Origin of the sequence: Candidatus Xianfuyuplasma coldseepsis (genome assembly GCF_014023125.1) — a bacterium.
In the GTDB taxonomy this organism is placed as follows: Bacteria; Bacillota_I; Bacilli_A; order Izemoplasmatales; family Izemoplasmataceae; genus Xianfuyuplasma; species Xianfuyuplasma coldseepsis.
This window is the reverse complement of the sequence record NZ_CP048914.1, coordinates 471,860-491,710: the sequence shown is the minus strand read 5'-3', so window position 1 is coordinate 491,710 and position 19,851 is coordinate 471,860. Positions and strand designations below refer to the sequence as shown.

Sequence of the window (19,851 nt, the reverse complement as noted above, 5' to 3'; positions counted from 1 at the left end):
TTTTAGTATCCTTACAAATAATTATATCACAAGATAAATAAATAGGCACGAAAATCCTCGTGCCTTTATTTTATTACAACTGTGTCCATTCAGACTTCCAACCAGTTTCCACACCAGGTTCTTTTAATAAACCTGACTTTTTGGCCTCATAAGTAATTCCGTTGTTTTCAACAAGATCACCAATATTATAGCTTGTATTGGGGTCGTAAGGACTAACCGTAGTCCATGTTCCAACAAGCACAGTACCAGTGGTGGTTCCATCAGCAGGACCTAATACATTTGTCGTCCAATACGCAAAAGTATTATCTGTGACACTTGAAATAGTAAAGATCATGAACGTCATGATCGCTACTTTTTTAATTACTCGTTTGATATCCATGATCTCACCTCAATTCTATTATAATGTAGTAGTAATTAAGGGATTTCTAGTTATCAGTTGTTGCGATAGTGTCTAATGAATAGGTAAACGTAATTGTAATGGTTGCACCTTGAACAACAGCATAATCCGCAGAATTTGCGGGTTCAGTTAAAGTAACAGTCCAAGCAAATGTAGAAGCAGCTGCATCCAATGTAATGGTGCTAGGGTTACTTACATTTGGTGTAATAACTACCAAGTCTAAAATTGTTTGGTTTGTAATAGCGGTTAAACCATCATCTTCAACCATTGCAACAGATGGTGTAGCAGTGATATTGGCAGTAGTAGAAGTACCAAGCAATTGATCTCCATCTTCAGTCCATTGTACAGTGTAACTTAAATCTACAAATTCAACTGGTGTGCCTTGGCTATTTCCGGATTGTCCAGATGGAACTAATTGTCCACCACTTGCGACGGTATTGTTTAATACAAATGATGTCGTTACGTCTGCACCTGTACCAACAGTTACAGTTCCAGTTGTTGTATCTCCACCTGTAGGTGCGACAACTGCGCCTGCCCAGTATGCGAATGTACCAGTTGTTACTACGATTGCTAACATTGCTAATAAAGCGATTCCTAATTTTCTTGATTTCATTTTTTATTCTCCTTATCCAATTTTATTATCATTATTTTATTTAATAAATTATTTCTAATTTTATTAACTTATTCAGTGACCTCATCGGTCTTTTGTTCCAGTTCAAATCCAAGGCTGAAGGTTATTGTTTGTCCTCGAATGTCCTCGTATGCTTGAACGGAGTCTTCCACGTTTACAAGTGCTTCATCCAATCCTAGTTCTGCGGCTTCTTCCGCATCAATCGGTTCGATTAGGCGAACTTGTAATACAATTGTGATATCGTCGTTGTATAAATCGAGTATTGCGTGATCATCGTATCCCATGATTTTGATATCTACTAAGTTACTGTATGTATCTTCGTCATTAATAAGAACATCTTTTGCGAACACATGCAAGTTGACAGTATTTAGGAGTTCTCTCGATACTCCTACTTCATAGGTAAGTTCAATAATCTCAACATCACCTACGGCCAGTGCATATCCGCTTGGAACAAGATTTAAATCCATCTCCTCATTTATGTCTGTAACCAGAATTTCAATCGGTTGTCCGATGGTTACGATTTCAATGTCTTCCGTAACAGTGACAGATTGCCAGTATGCATAGGCGGATGATGTTGTAAATATCAATCCTACAAGAAGAAATGAGATTATTGCCATTTGTATCGTTTTACGGCTTATCAAATTATCACCTTCTTAAAACAAAAATACCAGTGTTGTCCACTGGTATTAAAAAATGCCAATTACCAATGGATATTCATGGTAACTGGCTGCCATTTTACAGGCCCTATAGTTTTGCGAATCATGGATTTCTCCAAGAGTGCTTTTTTCATGAGTTGGGATAGTACCCCAATCTGTTTGAATTATACAGTATATAAATACTGGTGTCAACAGTTTCACAAACATTAGTCAATATTTAATATTTATTTAATATTTGCTGTTTTGGCTATCTAAACATAACATTTTATACTATTAAGCCCTCAAAAGTATTATGTGTCTTAAAGTATTTGAGTGAAATATAGCTAGTGGTCAATTTTCTTGACATCCGATTACGATTATTGTAATCAGGATAGATAATTTTGGTTTTTGAACCTTTTAAAGCCAACGATTTAACGCTTTATTTTGTTAAATTTTAATTTGAAATGCATTGTAATTAAGTTTGTATTCAAAATATTTATAGAATAGTCATATTTTAATGTTTACAGTTCATAAAAAACATCCGTAGAACGGATGTTACTCAAACCATCGTTCTGCCCACGTTGTAAGCTCGTTCATAATTGGATTTAAAGATTTTCCTTTTTCAGTTAGTTCATATTCGATTCGAACTGGTATCTCGTTATAGACATTACGTTTCACTATACCTTGCTGTTCTAAATCTTTTAAACGATCAGATAACATTTTACCACTAATTTTAATTTCGGTTTCTAATTCATTAAATCGTTTCGGTCCGATGAGAAGTTGATGAATAATCAGTCCAACCCATTTCTTTCCGAGTAGGGTTGCAGCTTGTTCGAACTTCGGGCAAATTGGATCAATCATAGTATCACCTCATTCATAGTATACACGATTTCAATAAATAAGCAAATCACTTTACATTATTAAGTGTGGAATATATAATAGGTTACGAAAAGTAAGTGGAGGATATTATGTCAAACTATCATACACAAGAAGTACCACATATAACACATGTAGAATTACACGTTCAACAATTACAATTAATGTCAAACTTCTATCAGCAGGTGATTGGCTTGCAACAAATAGAAGCGGATTTACATCATACCGTATTAGGTTCCAATGGAGTGCCTCGGATTACCCTAACGAAAACCAATAATAATCCATTACGAAACAGCGCGGGTTTATACCACATCGCGTTTCTCCTTTCTTCCCTACCATCATTATCCAGATGGCTTCATTACAATATTAATCGAGGCACTCCTATTTATGGAGCAAGTGATCATCATGTCAGTAAGGCTATGTATTTCACCGATCCAGAAGGCAACGGTATTGAGGTATATGCGGATACAAGTGATGACACATGGTACGACAAGAATCACACAATTCACATGGGAACATATCCGCTAGATGTTGATGAATTATTAGCACTTGATACTAACAAGTGGAATCCACAAGAGGAAGAAATTCAGATTGGACACCTTCATCTACGAGCGAAAAATCTAGATAAAGTTGAATCATTTTATTCTACACTCGGATTTCAAAAAACAGTTGATTTAGGATCGGCGAAGTTTCTATCTTATCAAGGATACCATCATCATATTGCCGTAAATTCATGGGGAAGTCATCGCCTTGAAGAATATGATAGTTCACAACCAGGAATTGCATCGTATACGATTTCAATGCCTGATAACATATATCAAAAACTATCGCTCAAGGGTATCAAAGTAAACGGCTTAGATACTCTTGAGCGGAAACCAACCCGCTATATTACGGATCCAATTGGCATCCGAGTATATATTACATCCATATAAAAAAACAAGGAGAATGAATATGAAAAAAGTAAATATTGGCGTTATTTTAGGTAGTACAAGAGAAGGGCGTGTAAGTCCACAAGTTGGTTCATGGGTCGTTGAAAATCTAAAGAACAGTGATGCAGCAAACATTGAATTAATAGATATTAAAGATTATGATTTACCGTTTTTAGGAACATCATCAAACATGGATAATGTTGTGCGATGGAATCAAAAGTTAGAACAGCTTGATGGATTCATTTTTGTTACCGCAGAATACAATCACAGTATTCCAGGAGCTTTAAAAAATGCATTGGATAGTGCCCGTGACCCTTGGGCAAACAAAGTAGCGGGAATTGTCAGTTATGGATCTGCCGGTGGAGCTAGAGCAGCAGAACATCTAAAAAACATCTTAACAGAATTGCAAATTGCACCAGTTCGTACACAAGTATTACTATCATTGTTTACCGATTTTGAACAAGGTTCACAGTTCAAACCACAACCACTACATCAAACAAATCTAAATACAATGATGACTCAAGTACTTGCATGGACAAACGCGTTGCGACAAAAATAAAAAAAAAGTGCCGAGGCACTTTTTTATTTTTATTAAGAACGTTCGCTTTGTGCGAGTTTACTACGTAACCAGGTAGATAAGTATTCGATAGCGAGCACAACAGGTATAATTCCCCAAAGACATACTGCTACAATTGGGAAGTTGAAACTACCTAGGGCGTCAATTAATGTAAACCCGATTCCACCGGCACCAACCATTCCCAGGATCGCTGCGTTTTTAACGTTGATTTCAAATCGATAAATTGCTGTCGATAAGAAACTTGCAGTTAACTGTGGGATGATTCCAAAACGAATCTTTTGAAATGTTGTCGCTCCGGTTGAATCCAATGCTTCTAATATTCCGGTATCGATATCTTCGATAACTTCGATATATAATTTAGAGATCATTCCGATACTCGATACAGAAATTGCTAAGACCCCCGCCATTGCTCCACCTTGAACACGGATAAAGACGATCCCCCAAACAAAGATTGGGACTGTACGAATCATCGTGATTAGGGTTGCTCCAAACCAAGATCCTTTTTCACCGGTAATATTCTTACTGGATAGGAAGGCGAATGGAATGGAGATTATGGCACCTAGGAATGTACCTAGAATAGCGATCATGATGGTCTCAACCATTAAATATGGAACGGCATATCGTTCCCATGAGAAGAAGTACTTCTGAATGTAGTTGATTGCCTCAGGATCAAATTTCATTTTATAGTTTGGATTTACAAAGTACCGTAAAATATTACGGACAACACTAAATCCAACATTATTGATACCACCAAAGTTAATGGCATCAAAACTCCAGGCAGCTAAGGAAAAAACGATTACAAAAGCAATGATTTTTGCCCAATATTTTCGTGGTGCATTTTCATAGGTTTCAAGAACCGCAGAGCTTGCATTCGGTTGCATCTTCATTATCCCAACCTCCTTCTCAGATACCGTGATGTATTTTCAATGAGAATGACAGTTACAAAGATAAAGACAAGAATGACTAAGGTACGGTCGTTGTTTCGAATATCTTTTAAGGCTAAATCCAAATCAAATCCAATACCACCGGCACCAACGTATCCTAAGATGGCAGCATAACGAATATTGATTTCAAAGGCATATAAACTAATCGAGAAAAAGATTGGGTAAATCTCAGGCATCAATGCAACGAAGAATGCTTTTACTTTGGAAGCACCTGTCGATTGTATCGCATGATATGCACCTAAGTCTAATACTTCAATTCGTTCGTATAACATTTTTGAAACGATACTGAATGTAAATAACGCAATTGCAATGGTTCCTGGTAAAGCCCCAGGAAAGAAAATCATTTTAAAGAATACCCCATATATCAGGATGGGTAAGGTCCGTAAAATGGATAAGAATATACGAATGATCCATACGACAGCTTTGCTTTTGGTAAGGTTTTGACTTGCCAAGTACGCTACTGGTAATGCCAAAACAGAACCAATCAGACTTCCTAAGAACGACATTTGAATCGTTTCTAGAATCGGATCGATTACTTTGGGCCAGTAATCCCAAGCAGGTGGGAAGAATCGTTTGAGATACGATACTGGACCGAGTTTGAAGTTGAATAATCGGGTAATTAGTGTGATTAGTGAAAAATCAGTAAATACGGCTGCTCCATATAAAATTGCAGCAAACGCAATTAATACATAGGGTAATATTGGTTTTGGCGGAAGAACGGTCGTGTTTTGATCCGTAACAATGGGGTCTGGTGCAAAAATTTGACGAATATAATCAAGAAACTTTTTCATGAACTATTGATCCATTATCATTTCGTCAGTCAGGATATCATCATCGGTTAACTCACGACCATACACCATTTTGAGTAAATCGTTTGTTACTTTTGAAGATGGTCCATCGTAAACTATTTCCCCATTATTAATACCAATAACACGGTCTGCATATTTTAACGCCATGTCGACATGGTGCATATTTGCGATTACCGTAATGTTTAACTCTGTATTTACTTTTTTAAAATCTGCCATAACTTGATTTGCAGTGATAGGGTCTAATGAGGCAACAGGTTCATCGGCTAAGATAATTTTTGGATTCTGAGCGATTGTACGAGCTAATGCAACACGTTGCATTTGCCCTCCGGATAATTGATCGGCACGGTTGTATGCTTTTTCTAAGATACCAAGTTGTTCCAATGCGGACAATGCATTGATTTTATCTTCTTTTGTATAGGCACCAACAAATGTTCGTAAAGTGCCCATCTCAGCAACACGTGCTGCCAATACATTCTTCAATACTGTGGTCCGTAAAATTAAGTTGAATGATTGGAATATCATTCCAATTCCACGACGGAATTTCCGAAGTTCACGACCACGCAGGGTATCATCTACATTCGTATCATTGACAATTAATGTTCCAGATGTAATATCGTGCATTTTGTTGATTAGGCGAATCAATGTTGATTTACCTGCACCACTCAATCCAATGATTGCGACAAACTCACCTTGTTGAATATCCAACGTGACATCCTTTAATGCCTCTACACCGTTGGGATATATTTTTCCTACATTTTGAAATCGGATCATAAGTGATCTCTCCTTTTGTGAAAAAAAGGCCTGTCATCGACAAGCCTTTTTTATAAATGGTTACTATTCAGCTGCTAATTCAGCTGCGGCTCTTGCTGGGTCGTAATCGGAATCATCGACGACGATATATCCTTGGTGAGAGTATACAGTCATAACTCCTTGTCCCTCTAACGTACCAGCGATGTTGATGAATGCTTGAGAAATAGCTTCAATGATGTCAGCATCAAGATTTACAGTACTTACGGAAATGGTATCATTCATGATATTTGAAGTAACACCAACAACGTTTGTTTCAGTCCAAATGTCAGTTTTTTCATAATCTGTTTCCCATTCGTCCGCATAATCTCTACGTGCATCTGCATAGAATGTAGCAACGTCACAAGTTTCAGTAGCTAAACTTGACATACTGTCTCCGTATCCACCAGTTGTAGTTACAGTACCAGTAATGTCTGCAAATGTTTTACCATCAAAGTTTTCTTGTAACCAGATAGCTGGATAGATGTATCCACTTGATGATGTAGCAGAACGTACACACCAGTTCAAGTCTTTAACGTCATCCCATACTAATTCGGTACCAGCATTAACTTTTGCAGCAAGTGCAACACCAGCAGTACTTGGACCAGCAATGATTAATCCTTTGTAGTAAGCAACTTGGAATCCAGGATAGCTATCTGTAGCTTTTCCATCATTCCAGTCTTTCGCAACTAAGCTGTCTTTTGAAAGACCACCACGTGTAGCAGCTAAGATAACTTCTACTGGGCTGTCAGCAACATCTTTGTACGCTACATAAGTACCACCAGGTAAGAACGCGATGTCTCCAGTTCCTCCAAGTAATGCTTCACCAGCAGCTTCATACGTAGATGAAACTTTAACTTCTACTCCACCAACTGGGAATCCTAATGCTTCTAATTCATCAGCTAAAAGGTCTTCTAACGGTGCAGTAATTTCTAAGATTTGATCTGCAGGACGTGAAGGTACAAAGTATACAACCAATGTTTGGTCTGAATAATCTTTTACCTCTTCCTCACCATTACATGCACTCAATGTGAATACAGCAAATGCAGCAACGAAAACTAATAATAATTTTTTCATAAATCCTCCTTATTTTTATATAACCCTATTTTACCACTTTTTCAAAAAATATCCATAGTAATTTTCGGGATTATTTGGAATTTCTCGATGTAAGCGTATCAACAGTGCGTTTTATTTATATTATCTATAAAAAGAAAGAAAAAATCCTTATGAATGTAGGAGAATTCAAAAGCATATTCTGTGCAATTTGAATAACAATATGAGATAATATAATTGTAAAAATTATAAATAATAAAGGAGAGATTATTTCAATGAAACACACATTACCTGAATTAGCATTTGCCTATGATGCTTTGGAACCTTATATCGATGCTAAAACGATGGAAATACATCATACTAAACATCATCAGGGCTATATTAACAAGTATCTAAAAGCACTTGAAGGACATGACGACTTATTAGCAAAAGATGTAGAAGATGTTCTACGTAATTTAAACCTCGTACCAGAAGAAAAGCGCCAAGGTGTCATTAACAATGGTGGAGGATACTTCAATCACCGTTTATTCTGGACCATCTTAACTCCAGAAAAAACCGAAGCATCTGCAGAACTTTTAAAAGCGATTGATGCATCATTTGGTTCATTTGATGAGTTTAAAGATGCATTTACTAAAGCTGCAGCAACTCGATTTGGTAGTGGTTGGGCTTGGTTAGTGAAAAAAGAAGATGGAACATTAGCAGTTGTATCAACCCCGAACCAAGATGCTCCATTTGCATACGGAAAACCAATTCTTGGACTAGACGTATGGGAACATGCGTACTATCTAAACTATCAAAACCGTCGTCCAGACTACATCTCCAATTTCTGGAATGTTGTCAATTGGAAACAAGTATCTGAATATTTCGCAAAATAAAAAAGCACATTGTGCTTTTTTTATTGAGGATCATCACACAGTAAATCTTGTTCGTTTTCCACTGGTTTTGTCACTTGTGTCATATGCCACAGTACGCCTGCAGGGTCTAATATATGAAAGGTGCGACCATAGTCTGCCTCAAAGATAGGCTTAATTTTGGTACCTTCATACCGTTTAATTACTGCATCACAAATGTCATATAATGCATCTAAATCATCCACATGCATTTGCAGCATAAAATTATTAGCCCATTCTTCAACGTAGTATTTTTGGAGAAAGAAATTTTGCTCTTTGGTACCGAAAATGATTAAATCTTCACCTTCCCATTGAATCTCAAAACCAAGATCTTCGTAAAATCTCTTAGACACTTCAAAATCTTTACTTGGTATAAATGTCCGGATATTTTTTATATTCATTGGAATCCTCCTTATAGTATGATTTTATCATATGTAGAAAAATGAACCTATTGATATGAACATAATAATCAATCTTGAACCGCATCATATTTATTAGTACATCAACAGTTATTTAGAATCGAGTATGATAAAATATAAATAGACAATTACATTGTATTTAGTATATACATATATATAGAAAAAGGAGATCAATAAATGAATATTCTACAAGAGACATACACACTGAGTAATGGGGTAAAAATTCCTAAAATTGGACTTGGTACCTGGCAAAGCAAGCCAGGTGATGAAGCCTATAATGCAGTATTACTAGCACTTAAAAACGGATATCGTCATATTGATACAGCTGAAGGTTATCAAAACGAGGAAAGTGTTGGGCGAGCAGTTCGTGATTCAGGAATTCCACGAGAAGAAATTTTCATTACATCAAAATTAGAATCTCACATTAAGACCTATGAAGGTGCGAAAAAAGCCTTTGAAGAAACACTGGAAAAACTCGGCTTTGATTATCTTGATTTATTCCTAATTCACGCACCTTGGCCATGGAGTGAAATGGGAAAAAACTGTGACGAAGGTAATGTCGAAGCGTGGAAAGCCATGGAAGAGTTTTACAAAGCTGGTAAAATTCGAGCGATCGGTGTATCAAACTTTGATCCGAATCACATCAAAAACATCTTAGATAATACCGATATTGTACCGCATGTGAATCAAATCGGGTATTTCATCGGACTCGATCAATCGAAGACAATCGAATATTGCAATCAAAAGAATATCTTTATTGAAGCCTATTCACCACTAGGCATTGGGTACTTACTTGACAACAAAGACATTCAAAACGTTGCCAAAAAATACAATAAATCAACGGCACAAATTTGTATTCGATACCTACTTCAAAAAGGAACCGCACCACTACCAAAATCAACACATGAACACCGCATTATCGAGAATGGGGATGTTGATTTTGAGATTGCAGCAGATGATATGGCATTTTTGGATACCATCAAAGGGGATCCACGTCGTTGGGAATAATATCGCATATTAATTGTGATATTATCCCATATTATTTATAATAATTATAAGTATTTTAGAGGAGGACAAAAAAATATGAAAAAAGTACTACTATCACTTAGTGTAATCGCATTCGTGTTTGTACTAAGTGCATGCAAGAATAGTGATGATGTGTTGCGGGTTGGAATGGACTTACGTTATCCACCATTTGAAACCGTAGATACGGACAATAATCCCGAAGGAATTAGTGTCGATATCGCATTGGCGTTTGGAGAGTTCTTAGGACGTGAAGTGGAAATCGTAAATACCGATTTCGGTGCAATTATCCCAGCCTTAGATTCTGGTGAATTGGACATTGCAATTGCATCAATGAGTATTACAGAGGAACGCGAGAAAGAAGTCGATTTCAGTAACCCATATTTTTACTTCAAAATCATCTCATTGGTAAATGCGGATTTTGCAGCGACGAATGGAATTACTGAAGATTCAACGATTGAGGAAATTCTAGCAATTGAATCAACAAGATATGTTGGTATTGCGACCCAAGTATCGGTAACCATTCCAGAATCCTATGGTAAAACAGTAACGGAAGCAACCGAGTTAAGTACCGCGATTGAATCCGTTGCTCAAGGAACCGCAGACATTCTTCTAATGAGTGCCAATCCCGTTGTTAACGGATATAACGCAAATCCAGATGATACGATTGTATTATGGGATGCCTTTGTATCAAGCCCAATAGGTATGGCAGTAAAAGAAGGAAACTCTGAACTTCTTGAACAAGCAAATGATTTTATCGCTACGTTTGATGATGAAGATGGGTTATATGACACATTAGCTACGGATTGGGATGCAATTATATTAGAAAATCTAGGACGCTACGGTCTTGAATTCTACATCAACGAGTAATATTATATCGTATCTTTTAGCAGTATTGACAGTTGCAGCATTTGTTGCAACTGTCGTATTGCTACAATCCAGTTCCTTTGACATCTCATCCTTTGAACCGTATCAAAACCTCATTACAACAGGAATCTATAATACTATACTTGTATCCATAATTACCCTACTTGGGAGTTTAATATTAGGATTCATTTTTTATTTACTAAGTGTATCCAAGGTCAAGTATCTTGTTGCCTTAACCGATGTTTTTACCGAAATTATTTATGGGACTCCTCTCTTAGTACTCATCATCGTGATGGCATTCCTGATCGGACCTGCATTTAATAACTACAATCGAAATTTACTCGGTATCACGGGACTTATCGTCTACATGACACCGTATATGAAAAACGTTTATAAATCAGCCATTGCGAGTATTGGTGAAGAACAATACTTAGCCATGGATTTATTTGGATTTACCTCGTATCAAAAATACCGTTACATTATTATTCCTCAAGTCGTTCGGATATTAATGCCACCGATGATGAATAATTTTTCCTTAATTATCAAAGGGAGTGCGCTATTAAACGTATTAAGCTATACAGAACTATTCTATGCGATTCGTGTCGCTCAATCAAAAACCTTCGCTTTTGTGGAAGGGTATGTATTAATGTGGGTATTATACTTGCTGATTACGATCCCATTGTCACAGTTTACCAAATGGATTGAACGGAAGTGGGCACTATGAAATTAAAAATAGACAACGTATCACATACCTATAACGTCGAAGTATTACACAATCTAGAATTTAGTTTGGAAGGATACAACTCAATCGCCATTATCGGAGTATCTGGATCTGGGAAATCCACATTAATTCGATTGATGAGTGGAATTGAAGTTCCTACCTCAGGAGATATTTTCATTGATGACTTTTATGTACAAGATCCAGTATACAAGAAGCAAGTTGGTTTTGTTTTTCAAAGTCACAATCTATTTCCGCATTTAACCTTAAAACGAAACATAACACTGATCTTAGAAAAAACAAGAGATATCGAAAAAGAGGAAGCAAACCAAATCGCCGAACAGCATTTAACATTGTTGCACCTTGAAGATCAAATGGATAAACTTCCAAAACACGTCTCCGGGGGACAAGCACAACGTGCGAGTATTGCCCGTGCGTTAAGTATTAATCCCGATGTCGTATTCTTAGATGAACCAACGAGTGCCTTAGATCCAATCTTAACCCATGAAGTTTTAACCGCAGTGGAAGAACTAAAAGGTTTTGGGAAGCAATTCATATTTGTTACGCATGTGATGAGCTTTGTCAAAGACTTTGCGGATTACGTCATCTTTATGGACGATGGATACATCAAAGAACATGGGGAACCATCTATTTTAGACAATCCTAAAACAGATGAATTAAAAGCATTTATGCACCGTGTACGTTAAAAAGGACTTTGGTCCTTTTTTTTGGTTTTTCACTTTTCTTTTTATTCTTTTGTGTTAGAATATATAATAGACAAAAGCGGTTGTGGCGGAATGGCAGACGCGCTACCTTGAGGGGGTAGTGTCCAACGGACGTGTGGGTTCAAATCCCATCAACCGCACCAGACAAAAAAAATAAAGCGAATTTCAATAACGAAATTCGCTTTTTTTATTATATTACAGTTTGCTCTAGTTGCTTCAATAACGATTCATAGACTGGATCATTGTTCAATAAAACCCGAACTTGTTTCAGGGTGTCTAATACAAACTCCGTGGGATAACCATGTTCTTTGATAAATGTGAGAACATCATCTAATCGAATAGTTTTGACACTGAATTCCCTAATTTGATTGTAGTGTTCTTCTGTAAGAATCCCATTTGTTTTCTTAATCAGTTTTCGAATCCGCTCTTGTTCGACTGCAGTTATCACATCGTCATCATTAAAGAATAAGTAAACAATGATATAAAATGTAAACACATACTGATTCTGTTTCCGTTTTAATTCCCAACCATTATAGACATTTCTTGGTGATTTCTTGGATGGGAAAATCAACTCTAAGAGCCACCCTATGATTGGAACATTGATTTGTGGTTTACTTAACGGTCCTCCCGATTCCCGATCCAGTTCTGCTTGGATAAAGAATCTTCCAACGGTATTATGCTGAGAATTGTTTGGTCCCCCGATAAATGCCATATAATCACTCCTTCCTATATATAATTATAACATATTTCATTTTGTATTCCACTGGTTAAATAGTATAATAGGGATATACTTGAACTGGAGGTTCGCAGATGAAACTCTTAAAGAAGCAACTTACAAAACAAATTTTACGTGTCATTGCGATTGTGGTATCAATTGCAATTGATATCTATATAGTGTTACAAATTCAACCATACAATGAGTTTAATGTGGTTGTCCTATTTTCATTATTAATTCTATCAACAGTTATAGCGATGATGGCGTTTGCCTTTGTTTCGCCAATTGAAGTTGGATTATCCCGTGTCACAGAACCACTCGTTTTGGTCGGGCTATACATCATCGCATTAGTTACAGCATTCTTAATCTCCGATAGTATGTATCAATGGGGTGTCTTCTTTGGAATCTTTCTACCAACCACCTATACATTAGCTATTGTTCCCTTTGATGCTACGGAATTGATTCCATCAAATCGGATTTTATTACTGGTTGGTTATGCCGCTACAAGAGGACTCATTTTATTAGTTTATCTATATATGATGGGTATGATTGTCATCTAGAATAGAGGACTCTTAATAAGCACTTTCATGTAAAACGCCTCTATTTCTATGGTAAAATAATAGTAGGAATGGAGGTTTTATTATGGCTACTACTTTAGAGAATATACAATTATTACTCGAACAGTTTCCATCGTTGTTTCAATCTGTAACCATTGCATCCATTAAAGATCAAAAGACACCGTATAGTTCCTATGCACCATTTGTTATGGCAAATAGTACAATCTATATTTTGATTAGTACCATTGCGCAACATTACAAAAACATTGTCGACAATCCGACGATAAATATTATGATGATTGAAGATGAGAAATCGACAAAGAATATCTTTTTCCGTCGACGGTTGTCGTATCTTACAAGTTGTCAAAAGGTTGACGACAAACACATCGCAGACTTGTTCATTGATAAATTTGGTGAAATGGCAGAGTTATTATTTAGTATGGACTTCGTGATGATGGAGTGTACCATTATCAATGGAAACTTCATTGTTGGACCGGGACAAGCGTATCATATAGATCAAGAGAATCAAGTTCATAAACAAATGACAGGAACTGGTGGCCATGGCCACCGTAAGTCATAACATAATGTAGGAGGAATACCCAAGTGGCTGAAGGGACTCGTCTCGAACACGAGTAGGTCGGTAACACGGCGCAAGGGTTCAAATCCCTTTTCCTCCGCCATATAAAAATGAAAAGTCCGAAAGGGCTTTTTTGATATCCGTTTTCATCGTACATCCACATACATTTTTAAAAAACCATGATATAATGTCCGTGAGGAGTGATGATATGAACATTATCGTTGCATTTTTACCGATTATTTTACCCTTTATATTTCTTGTATTATTAAAGATGAGTGCCCGTTTAGGAATGACAATTACATTTTTAATTGTATTACTAAGTGCCTTTTTCGTCTGGGATATGGACATCGTTGTCCTTGGGGCTTCGATTCTCCAAGGCTTACATAAAGCATTCGGTATATTGATTATTCTATTCGGTGCGATCTTCATGATGAATATTTTAAAGAAAAACGGCGCTGTGGATCGAATTAATCATGGCTTTAATGCCCTTACAACCGATATGAGATTACAAGCAATCTTAATTGCGTTTTTATTTGGAGCGATTATTGAAGGAGTCGCTGGATTTGGTACCCCAGCCGTAGTGGTTGCACCACTGATGGTGGCACTTGGCTTTTCACCAATCGCAGCTGCGACCTTAGCACTTGTTTCCAACAGTGTCCCCGTACCATTTGCTGCGGTAGGAACACCGATTCAAATCGGACTTGGAAATATCGACACCACCGCAGAGTTCTTTAATCAAGTTGGAGCGTATATCACCAGTGTCGACTTTCTCAGTGGACTATTTATGCCGACGATTGTCGTCTTTATGTTACTAACGTTTTTCTCTAAAAATACCACGAAAAAGGATTATCTTGAAATCGTACCTTGGACGTTGTTCATAGGTTTACTCTATACATCCATTGCGTTTGTAACCTTGCGAGTATTAGGATATGAGTTTGTTACCATTGTTAGTTCGATTACAACTCTAGTCCTTGCCACCCTCTCGATTAAATACAAAATACTCATTCCGAAACATGCGTGGATAAATGCCAAACAAGAAGTAGAGGAAATTGCTCACAGTGATATGTCACTTGTCCGAGCATGGTTACCATATGGAATTGTTATTTTGTTATTGATTGTGTCACGGATCATCCCTGGAGTTAAAACCTTTTTTAAAACATTTATTGATCTATCTTACAATACAATTTTAGGTGTGGATGGAGTAAGTAGTAGTTTAGAACTTCTCTACTCACCAGGATTCATCTTGATTGTCTCAGCGATTCTTGCCGTATTTATCCAACGTGCTTCGACGAAGAATATTAAAGACGCAGGACTAATCAGTTTTAACACCGTCAAAGGAGCTGCCTTAGCATTAATCCCCACACTTGCGTTAGTACAAATCTTCAGCAACAGTGGAATCAATCTATCCGATATCGACAGTATGCCCATCTATCTTGCGACTTTCCTCGGTGAACGCTTAAATGGAATCTGGATATTCCTTGCGCCATTCGTCGGAGAACTCGGTTCATTTATCACTGGTAGTGCGACCGTAAGTACACTCACCTTTAGCCCAGTGCAGTATCAGATTGCACAACAATATGCCTTAAACCCAGAATTAATACTGGGGTTACAAGTTCTCGGTGGTGCCGCTGGGAACATGATTTGTGTTCATAATGTTGTCAGTGTATCAACGGTTGTCAATACTGTAGGACAAGAAGGAACCATTATTAAAAAAACAATTATCCCAGCAATCCTCTATGGGCTCTTAGCAGGACTTGCAGCATTTATCCTATTTTAACTCAACAGAAATGTTGAGTTTTTTATTCTTGAAAGAGCCGTATGTTTGATACAATAGAAGTGAGGTGTTTTCATGAATCCTATTGAATTTCAACAAGAGTTACTATCCTGGTATGATCATCAAAAACGGATTTTACCATGGCGTGACAATCCTGATCCATACCATGTCTGGATTAGTGAAATCATGTTACAACAAACCCGAGTAGAGACCGTTATTCCTTATTTTGAAAGGTTCATTTCAAACGTTCCAACAGTACGTGATTTAGCAACACTAGATGATGACATCTTGCATAAATTATGGGAAGGTCTAGGATATTATTCCCGGGCATCGAACTTAAAAAAAGCAGCCATCAAAATCGTCAATGATTATGACGGAGTCATACCTCAAAGAGTAGAGGAATTGCAATCCTTACCAGGGATAGGACCCTATACATCCGGAGCGATCGCATCGATTGCTTTTGATCAACCATATACGGCCGTTGATGGAAATGTGTTACGTGTTTTCGCACGAATTACAGCCAACAAAAACAATATTAAAGATCCTAAAACAAAACGTCTCATTAAAGAGACGGTAGAGTACCTTTTACCCGAGTCGCGAGTGGGTGATTTTAATCAAGCATTGATGGAAATAGGTGCAACTGTGTGCAAACCAAATGGTGCTCCAGATTGCACTCAGTGTCCACTTCAAAAATACTGTCAAGCATACCATCAAAATCTAACGGATGTAATTCCTATAAAACAACAAAAAACGAAAAGAAAAATCAAAAATATAACAGTACTAGTTGTCAAATATAACGGTCGATATTTGATTGAAAAAAGACCCGAAAAAGGTCTGTTGGCATCCCTCTATCAATTTCCAAATTTTGAAGGAAAGTTAGCTCTTAACGATATCAAACTCGTTCTTAAGGGTATCAAAACCGTAAAAAAACTGAAATCTAGCACACATATTTTCTCACATTTAGAGTGGCATATGACAGGATATCATGTTACATTAAGTGAGCAAATTGAAGGCTTGTTTGTCACTCGAAAAGAGATGGAAGAGACCTACTCAATTCCTACTGCGTTTAAAGCATTTAAATCATATATCTTAGGAGGTCATCATGAATAAAAAAAGAATCCTTATTGGTGCAATTACTGGAGCAATTTTAGGGGTGTTTTGCATCGTTGGTGCGAACGTTCGTTTTGGTGGAACACTATCCAACTCGTTCTTATTTTGGTTCTGGTTTAATCGGTTGTTAATGGGGGTTGTATTCGGACTAATTCCTGCGTGCACAATCCTATGGCGCATTCCAATTCGAGGTGTAATTATCGGATTGTTGATCTCATTAATCTTCTATAGTACAAGTGGTTTCGTCGATCTCACTGGCTTCTTAGTGGGTGGGTTATATGGAATCATTATTGAGTTTGTTTTGTATTATACAGTCACTGTAAAAGAACAATCCTCCTCAAAAAATGAGGGGAGATAGTGATGCGTAGATATAACTTAATTATGGTACTCGATCCTTCGGAACAGCATATCTTAATGTGTCATCGTCAGTCCGATCCATATAAGGGAAAATACAACTTAGTTGGCGGGAAGATAGATGATGGAGAAGTGATTATTAATAGTGCGTACCGAGAACTTTTTGAAGAGACCGGTATTACCAGAGACGAGATAACATTGTATCCGTATTTGGATTTCCTTTGGCACCCAATCAAGATGTCAATGAATGTATTTATTGGACGTTTGAAACATTCTGTTACATTAGTTGAAGAAGTGCATCCATTAACATGGGTCTCAATCAATGAAAACTTTTTTGATTCGGATCTCTATGCTGGGGAAGGAAATATTGGACATATGGTTCAGATTTATCATGAGATACGAGGTGAGATTTTTGACAACTAAGATGACAGCGTTTTGGAACTACTTCACATTGATGGAAGAAGAAATCTATCACAACCTAGAATCTCAACCAGAGGAATACAGTCTCTTAATCCACGAGGAACTACTCAAAGTGGACGAAGGCTTAGTGTTTGACATTCCTTTTGAACAAGTAGATGGACAGTATGAATTAATCATTAGTGCCGATGGCGACATGTCACTTTTTGAAACCGTATTTACACTTTGTAATCTTGCCCCATCCTATGAACGATGGCGCATCGTTCCCTTACGACCTCGCACCAATCAAGCCGATCAAGCCATCGATTTAGATAATCTATATTTAGAATATGAAGACATATACTATACAATCCAAAATGATGAATTTCCACTGCAACTAGAAATTTATATCAATGGGTATACCAAAGACGATAACCGCTATGTTCATGGATATTTCTTATTACTCGATACCTTACTTGGCGAATACGATGCGGTTGTCAATACGGAAACCGTTCAAGTGGAGCCCTATAACGATCAAGAGTCTGTAAAACGATTTATTCTACTACGTGATGAATTCGATCAATACGCACAAAAAAAGAACAACTAAGTTGTTCTTTTTTAGTCTTTTACCTTGCACGTATTGATTCCAAATAATGAATACAGACCACATGTTCCTAGGTATCCTGTTGCAATCGCCAAGACGGCAGGAATTACCATCCACCATTGCCATACGATGGCGAGGACGATAAATACCAGTCCAAGTCCATAGCGGATGTAACTATCGGTTTTTCCGACATTTTTCTTCATTGACATCACCTCTTTATTTTATTATAGCGTTAATTTGCATACAAACGAATTAATATGCTTAACAAAGACTTATAAATATGCTACTCTTAGACTGGGTGATACGATGGAGACATTAACACTATTAGCAACCGCTACATTTGGCTTAGAAAGTGTTGTAAAAAGAGAATTGGAACAATTGGGATATGACATCATTTCTGTCGACAACGGCAGAGTTCTTTTTAACGGAACCTATCGTGATATTGTCAAAACCAATTTATGGTTGCGCACTGCCGATCGTGTCTTATGGGTCATTGGCGAATTTAAAGCAACAACATTTGATCAACTATACGATCAAACCAAACGGCTTTCCTGGCCATCGATTATTCCTAAGAATGGAACGACTATTGTCAATGGGAAAAGTGTGAAATCCAAACTCTTTAGTATTTCCGACTGTCAGAAGATTGTCAAAAAAGCAATCGTGGATAAATTAATGTTTGCCCATAAAGTACATTGGTTGAAAGAAGATGGACCCACTTACTCAATACAGGTATCGTTATTAAAAGACATTGCTACAATCACAATAGATACCTCCGGAACAGGATTACATAAACGAGGATACCGCGTTGAAACTGTGGAAGCACCGCTAAAAGAAACCCTTGCTGCTGCCCTAATTCAACTTAGTTATTGGAATAAGGATCGCGTGCTATATGATACGTTTTGTGGATCCGGGACCATCCCCATAGAAGCGGCGATGATTGGTCGTAATATCGCTCCTGGTTTGAATCGAGATTTTGCTTTTAAAGCATGGGATATCATTCCCAATGACATCATAAAAGAGGAAACAAAAAAAGCATATCAAGCCATTGATTACGATAGTGATATCCACATCTATGCCTCTGATATATCAGAGGAGAATCTACACAAGGCGGAAGAAAATGCCATCGAAGCAGGTGTTGATGATTGTATCACGTTCAGTGTATCGGATATCAAAGATATCGTCATCGATCAACCTTATCCAATAGTGATATCCAATCCACCGTATGGGGAACGCTTAATGGATGAAGGTGCCATTATTTCCTTAACCAAAACGATGAAACAAGTATTTTCCCCATATCAAACAGCTAGTTTATACTTTTTAACTTCATTTCAAAAGTTTGAACAATACTATGGCAAAAAAGCTGATCGAAGACGGAAATTATACAACGGTCGAATCGAAGTGTGGTACTATCAATATTACGGTCCCCGTCCACCGTTGTAACAGTGTAGCATTTTTAAACCCTTTGTGGTATAATATATGAGAATT

26 protein-coding genes, 2 tRNA genes and 1 riboswitch are annotated in these 19,851 nt (G+C 37.2%); of the genes, 17 read left to right on the top strand and 11 right to left on the bottom strand.

Annotated elements, in window-relative coordinates:
- Window positions 1-73 precede the first annotated feature (73 nt).
- From G4Z02_RS02285 to G4Z02_RS02270, 4 genes are all read right to left on the bottom strand, one after another.
- The gene (locus G4Z02_RS02285; RefSeq protein ID WP_258878244.1) at window positions 74-379 is read right to left on the bottom strand and encodes a hypothetical protein; all 306 of its coding nucleotides are present in this window, start codon (window positions 377-379) and stop codon (window positions 74-76) included.
- 46 nt (window positions 380-425) lie between these two features.
- Window positions 426-1,010 carry a hypothetical protein gene (locus tag G4Z02_RS02280; protein WP_258878243.1) on the bottom strand — a complete coding sequence of 195 codons (585 nt, stop codon included), beginning with the start codon at window positions 1,008-1,010 and terminating at the stop codon, window positions 426-428.
- Between the two features lie 68 nt (window positions 1,011-1,078).
- The gene (locus tag G4Z02_RS02275) at window positions 1,079-1,669 is read right to left on the bottom strand and encodes a hypothetical protein (RefSeq protein ID WP_258878242.1); all 591 of its coding nucleotides are present in this window, start codon (window positions 1,667-1,669) and stop codon (window positions 1,079-1,081) included.
- 74 nt (window positions 1,670-1,743) lie between these two features.
- A riboswitch (cyclic di-GMP riboswitch) is annotated at window positions 1,744-1,820 on the bottom strand.
- A gap of 398 nt (window positions 1,821-2,218) precedes the next feature.
- A complete protein-coding gene (locus G4Z02_RS02270; RefSeq protein ID WP_258878241.1) occupies window positions 2,219-2,524 on the bottom strand; it encodes a winged helix-turn-helix transcriptional regulator in 306 nt (101 codons plus the stop codon).
- A gap of 107 nt (window positions 2,525-2,631) precedes the next feature.
- On the opposite strand from G4Z02_RS02270, the gene G4Z02_RS02265 reads away from it, so the two are divergent.
- Window positions 2,632-3,471, top strand: a complete 840-nt coding sequence (locus G4Z02_RS02265) for a VOC family protein (protein ID WP_258878240.1) — start codon at window positions 2,632-2,634, stop codon at window positions 3,469-3,471.
- Between the two features lie 19 nt (window positions 3,472-3,490).
- Window positions 3,491-4,027, top strand: coding sequence for an NADPH-dependent FMN reductase (locus G4Z02_RS02260; protein WP_258878239.1), 537 nt, complete (start codon window positions 3,491-3,493; stop codon window positions 4,025-4,027).
- A 32-nt stretch (window positions 4,028-4,059) separates the two neighbouring features.
- On the opposite strand, the gene phnE (G4Z02_RS02255) is transcribed toward G4Z02_RS02260, so the two are convergent.
- From phnE (G4Z02_RS02255) to G4Z02_RS02240, 4 genes are all read right to left on the bottom strand, one after another.
- Entirely contained in the window at window positions 4,060-4,932 is an 873-nt protein-coding gene (phnE, locus tag G4Z02_RS02255; RefSeq protein WP_258878238.1) for a phosphonate ABC transporter, permease protein PhnE, read from the bottom strand.
- Window positions 4,932-5,780 (bottom strand): phosphonate ABC transporter, permease protein PhnE, encoded by an 849-nt coding sequence (gene phnE / locus G4Z02_RS02250; RefSeq protein ID WP_258878237.1) that lies wholly within the window; start codon window positions 5,778-5,780, stop codon window positions 4,932-4,934. The genes phnE (G4Z02_RS02255) and phnE (G4Z02_RS02250) overlap by 1 nt, the downstream gene beginning before the upstream one ends.
- Window positions 5,781-5,783: 3 nt before the next feature.
- Window positions 5,784-6,569 (bottom strand): phosphonate ABC transporter ATP-binding protein, encoded by a 786-nt coding sequence (gene phnC / locus G4Z02_RS02245; RefSeq protein WP_258878236.1) that lies wholly within the window; start codon window positions 6,567-6,569, stop codon window positions 5,784-5,786.
- A gap of 63 nt (window positions 6,570-6,632) precedes the next feature.
- Window positions 6,633-7,661, bottom strand: a complete 1,029-nt coding sequence (locus tag G4Z02_RS02240) for a PhnD/SsuA/transferrin family substrate-binding protein (protein ID WP_258878235.1) — start codon at window positions 7,659-7,661, stop codon at window positions 6,633-6,635.
- 251 nt (window positions 7,662-7,912) lie between these two features.
- Here G4Z02_RS02240 and G4Z02_RS02235 point away from each other — a divergent pair, with 251 nt between their 5' ends.
- Window positions 7,913-8,512: a superoxide dismutase gene (locus G4Z02_RS02235; RefSeq protein WP_258878234.1), complete on the top strand. Its 600-nt coding sequence runs from the start codon at window positions 7,913-7,915 to the stop codon at window positions 8,510-8,512.
- Window positions 8,513-8,532: 20 nt separating this feature from the next.
- On the opposite strand, the gene G4Z02_RS02230 is transcribed toward G4Z02_RS02235, so the two are convergent.
- Window positions 8,533-8,928: a VOC family protein gene (locus G4Z02_RS02230; protein ID WP_258878233.1), complete on the bottom strand. Its 396-nt coding sequence runs from the start codon at window positions 8,926-8,928 to the stop codon at window positions 8,533-8,535.
- A 195-nt stretch (window positions 8,929-9,123) separates the two neighbouring features.
- Here G4Z02_RS02230 and G4Z02_RS02225 point away from each other — a divergent pair, with 195 nt between their 5' ends.
- The 5 genes from G4Z02_RS02225 (at window position 9,124) to G4Z02_RS02205 (ending at window position 12,422) form a co-directional block, all read left to right on the top strand.
- Entirely contained in the window at window positions 9,124-9,954 is an 831-nt protein-coding gene (locus tag G4Z02_RS02225) for an aldo/keto reductase (RefSeq protein ID WP_258878232.1), read from the top strand.
- A 75-nt stretch (window positions 9,955-10,029) separates the two neighbouring features.
- Window positions 10,030-10,839, top strand: coding sequence for a transporter substrate-binding domain-containing protein (locus G4Z02_RS02220; RefSeq protein WP_258878231.1), 810 nt, complete (start codon window positions 10,030-10,032; stop codon window positions 10,837-10,839).
- Window positions 10,817-11,560: an amino acid ABC transporter permease gene (locus G4Z02_RS02215; protein WP_258878230.1), complete on the top strand. Its 744-nt coding sequence runs from the start codon at window positions 10,817-10,819 to the stop codon at window positions 11,558-11,560. The genes G4Z02_RS02220 and G4Z02_RS02215 overlap by 23 nt, the downstream gene beginning before the upstream one ends.
- Complete coding sequence (locus tag G4Z02_RS02210; protein ID WP_258878229.1) at window positions 11,557-12,261, top strand: amino acid ABC transporter ATP-binding protein; 705 nt, start codon at window positions 11,557-11,559, stop codon at window positions 12,259-12,261. Before G4Z02_RS02215 ends, G4Z02_RS02210 begins: the two co-directional genes overlap by 4 nt.
- Window positions 12,262-12,337: 76 nt before the next feature.
- Window positions 12,338-12,422, top strand: a tRNA-Leu gene (locus tag G4Z02_RS02205).
- Between the two features lie 47 nt (window positions 12,423-12,469).
- Here the strand turns inward: G4Z02_RS02205 and G4Z02_RS02200 are convergent.
- On the bottom strand, window positions 12,470-12,991 hold the full coding sequence (locus tag G4Z02_RS02200; protein WP_258878228.1) for a hypothetical protein: 522 nt from the start codon (window positions 12,989-12,991) through the stop codon (window positions 12,470-12,472).
- 98 nt (window positions 12,992-13,089) lie between these two features.
- Between G4Z02_RS02200 and G4Z02_RS02195 the strand changes: the two genes are divergently transcribed.
- The 8 genes from G4Z02_RS02195 (at window position 13,090) to G4Z02_RS02160 (ending at window position 18,369) form a co-directional block, all read left to right on the top strand.
- Complete coding sequence (locus tag G4Z02_RS02195) at window positions 13,090-13,554, top strand: hypothetical protein (RefSeq protein WP_258878227.1); 465 nt, start codon at window positions 13,090-13,092, stop codon at window positions 13,552-13,554.
- A gap of 82 nt (window positions 13,555-13,636) precedes the next feature.
- Window positions 13,637-14,131 carry a pyridoxamine 5'-phosphate oxidase family protein gene (locus G4Z02_RS02190; RefSeq protein ID WP_258878226.1) on the top strand — a complete coding sequence of 165 codons (495 nt, stop codon included), beginning with the start codon at window positions 13,637-13,639 and terminating at the stop codon, window positions 14,129-14,131.
- Window positions 14,132-14,140: 9 nt separating this feature from the next.
- Window positions 14,141-14,231 (top strand) — tRNA-Ser (locus G4Z02_RS02185).
- A gap of 105 nt (window positions 14,232-14,336) precedes the next feature.
- Window positions 14,337-15,905: an L-lactate permease gene (locus G4Z02_RS02180; RefSeq protein ID WP_258878225.1), complete on the top strand. Its 1,569-nt coding sequence runs from the start codon at window positions 14,337-14,339 to the stop codon at window positions 15,903-15,905.
- Between the two features lie 72 nt (window positions 15,906-15,977).
- On the top strand, window positions 15,978-17,012 hold the full coding sequence (gene mutY, locus G4Z02_RS02175) for an A/G-specific adenine glycosylase (protein WP_258878224.1): 1,035 nt from the start codon (window positions 15,978-15,980) through the stop codon (window positions 17,010-17,012).
- Window positions 17,005-17,370, top strand: coding sequence for a hypothetical protein (locus G4Z02_RS02170; protein WP_258878223.1), 366 nt, complete (start codon window positions 17,005-17,007; stop codon window positions 17,368-17,370). The genes mutY and G4Z02_RS02170 overlap by 8 nt, the downstream gene beginning before the upstream one ends.
- Before the next feature lie 2 nt (window positions 17,371-17,372).
- A complete protein-coding gene (locus tag G4Z02_RS02165) occupies window positions 17,373-17,789 on the top strand; it encodes an NUDIX hydrolase (protein ID WP_258878222.1) in 417 nt (138 codons plus the stop codon).
- Window positions 17,779-18,369 (top strand): hypothetical protein, encoded by a 591-nt coding sequence (locus G4Z02_RS02160; RefSeq protein ID WP_258878221.1) that lies wholly within the window; start codon window positions 17,779-17,781, stop codon window positions 18,367-18,369. The genes G4Z02_RS02165 and G4Z02_RS02160 overlap by 11 nt, the downstream gene beginning before the upstream one ends.
- An 11-nt stretch (window positions 18,370-18,380) precedes the next feature.
- Here G4Z02_RS02160 and G4Z02_RS02155 read toward each other — a convergent pair whose 3' ends face one another.
- The gene (locus tag G4Z02_RS02155) at window positions 18,381-18,569 is read right to left on the bottom strand and encodes a YgaP family membrane protein (protein WP_258878220.1); all 189 of its coding nucleotides are present in this window, start codon (window positions 18,567-18,569) and stop codon (window positions 18,381-18,383) included.
- Between the two features lie 103 nt (window positions 18,570-18,672).
- On the opposite strand from G4Z02_RS02155, the gene G4Z02_RS02150 reads away from it, so the two are divergent.
- Window positions 18,673-19,806, top strand: coding sequence for a THUMP domain-containing class I SAM-dependent RNA methyltransferase (locus tag G4Z02_RS02150; RefSeq protein ID WP_258878219.1), 1,134 nt, complete (start codon window positions 18,673-18,675; stop codon window positions 19,804-19,806).
- Window positions 19,807-19,851: the final 45 nt, after the last annotated feature.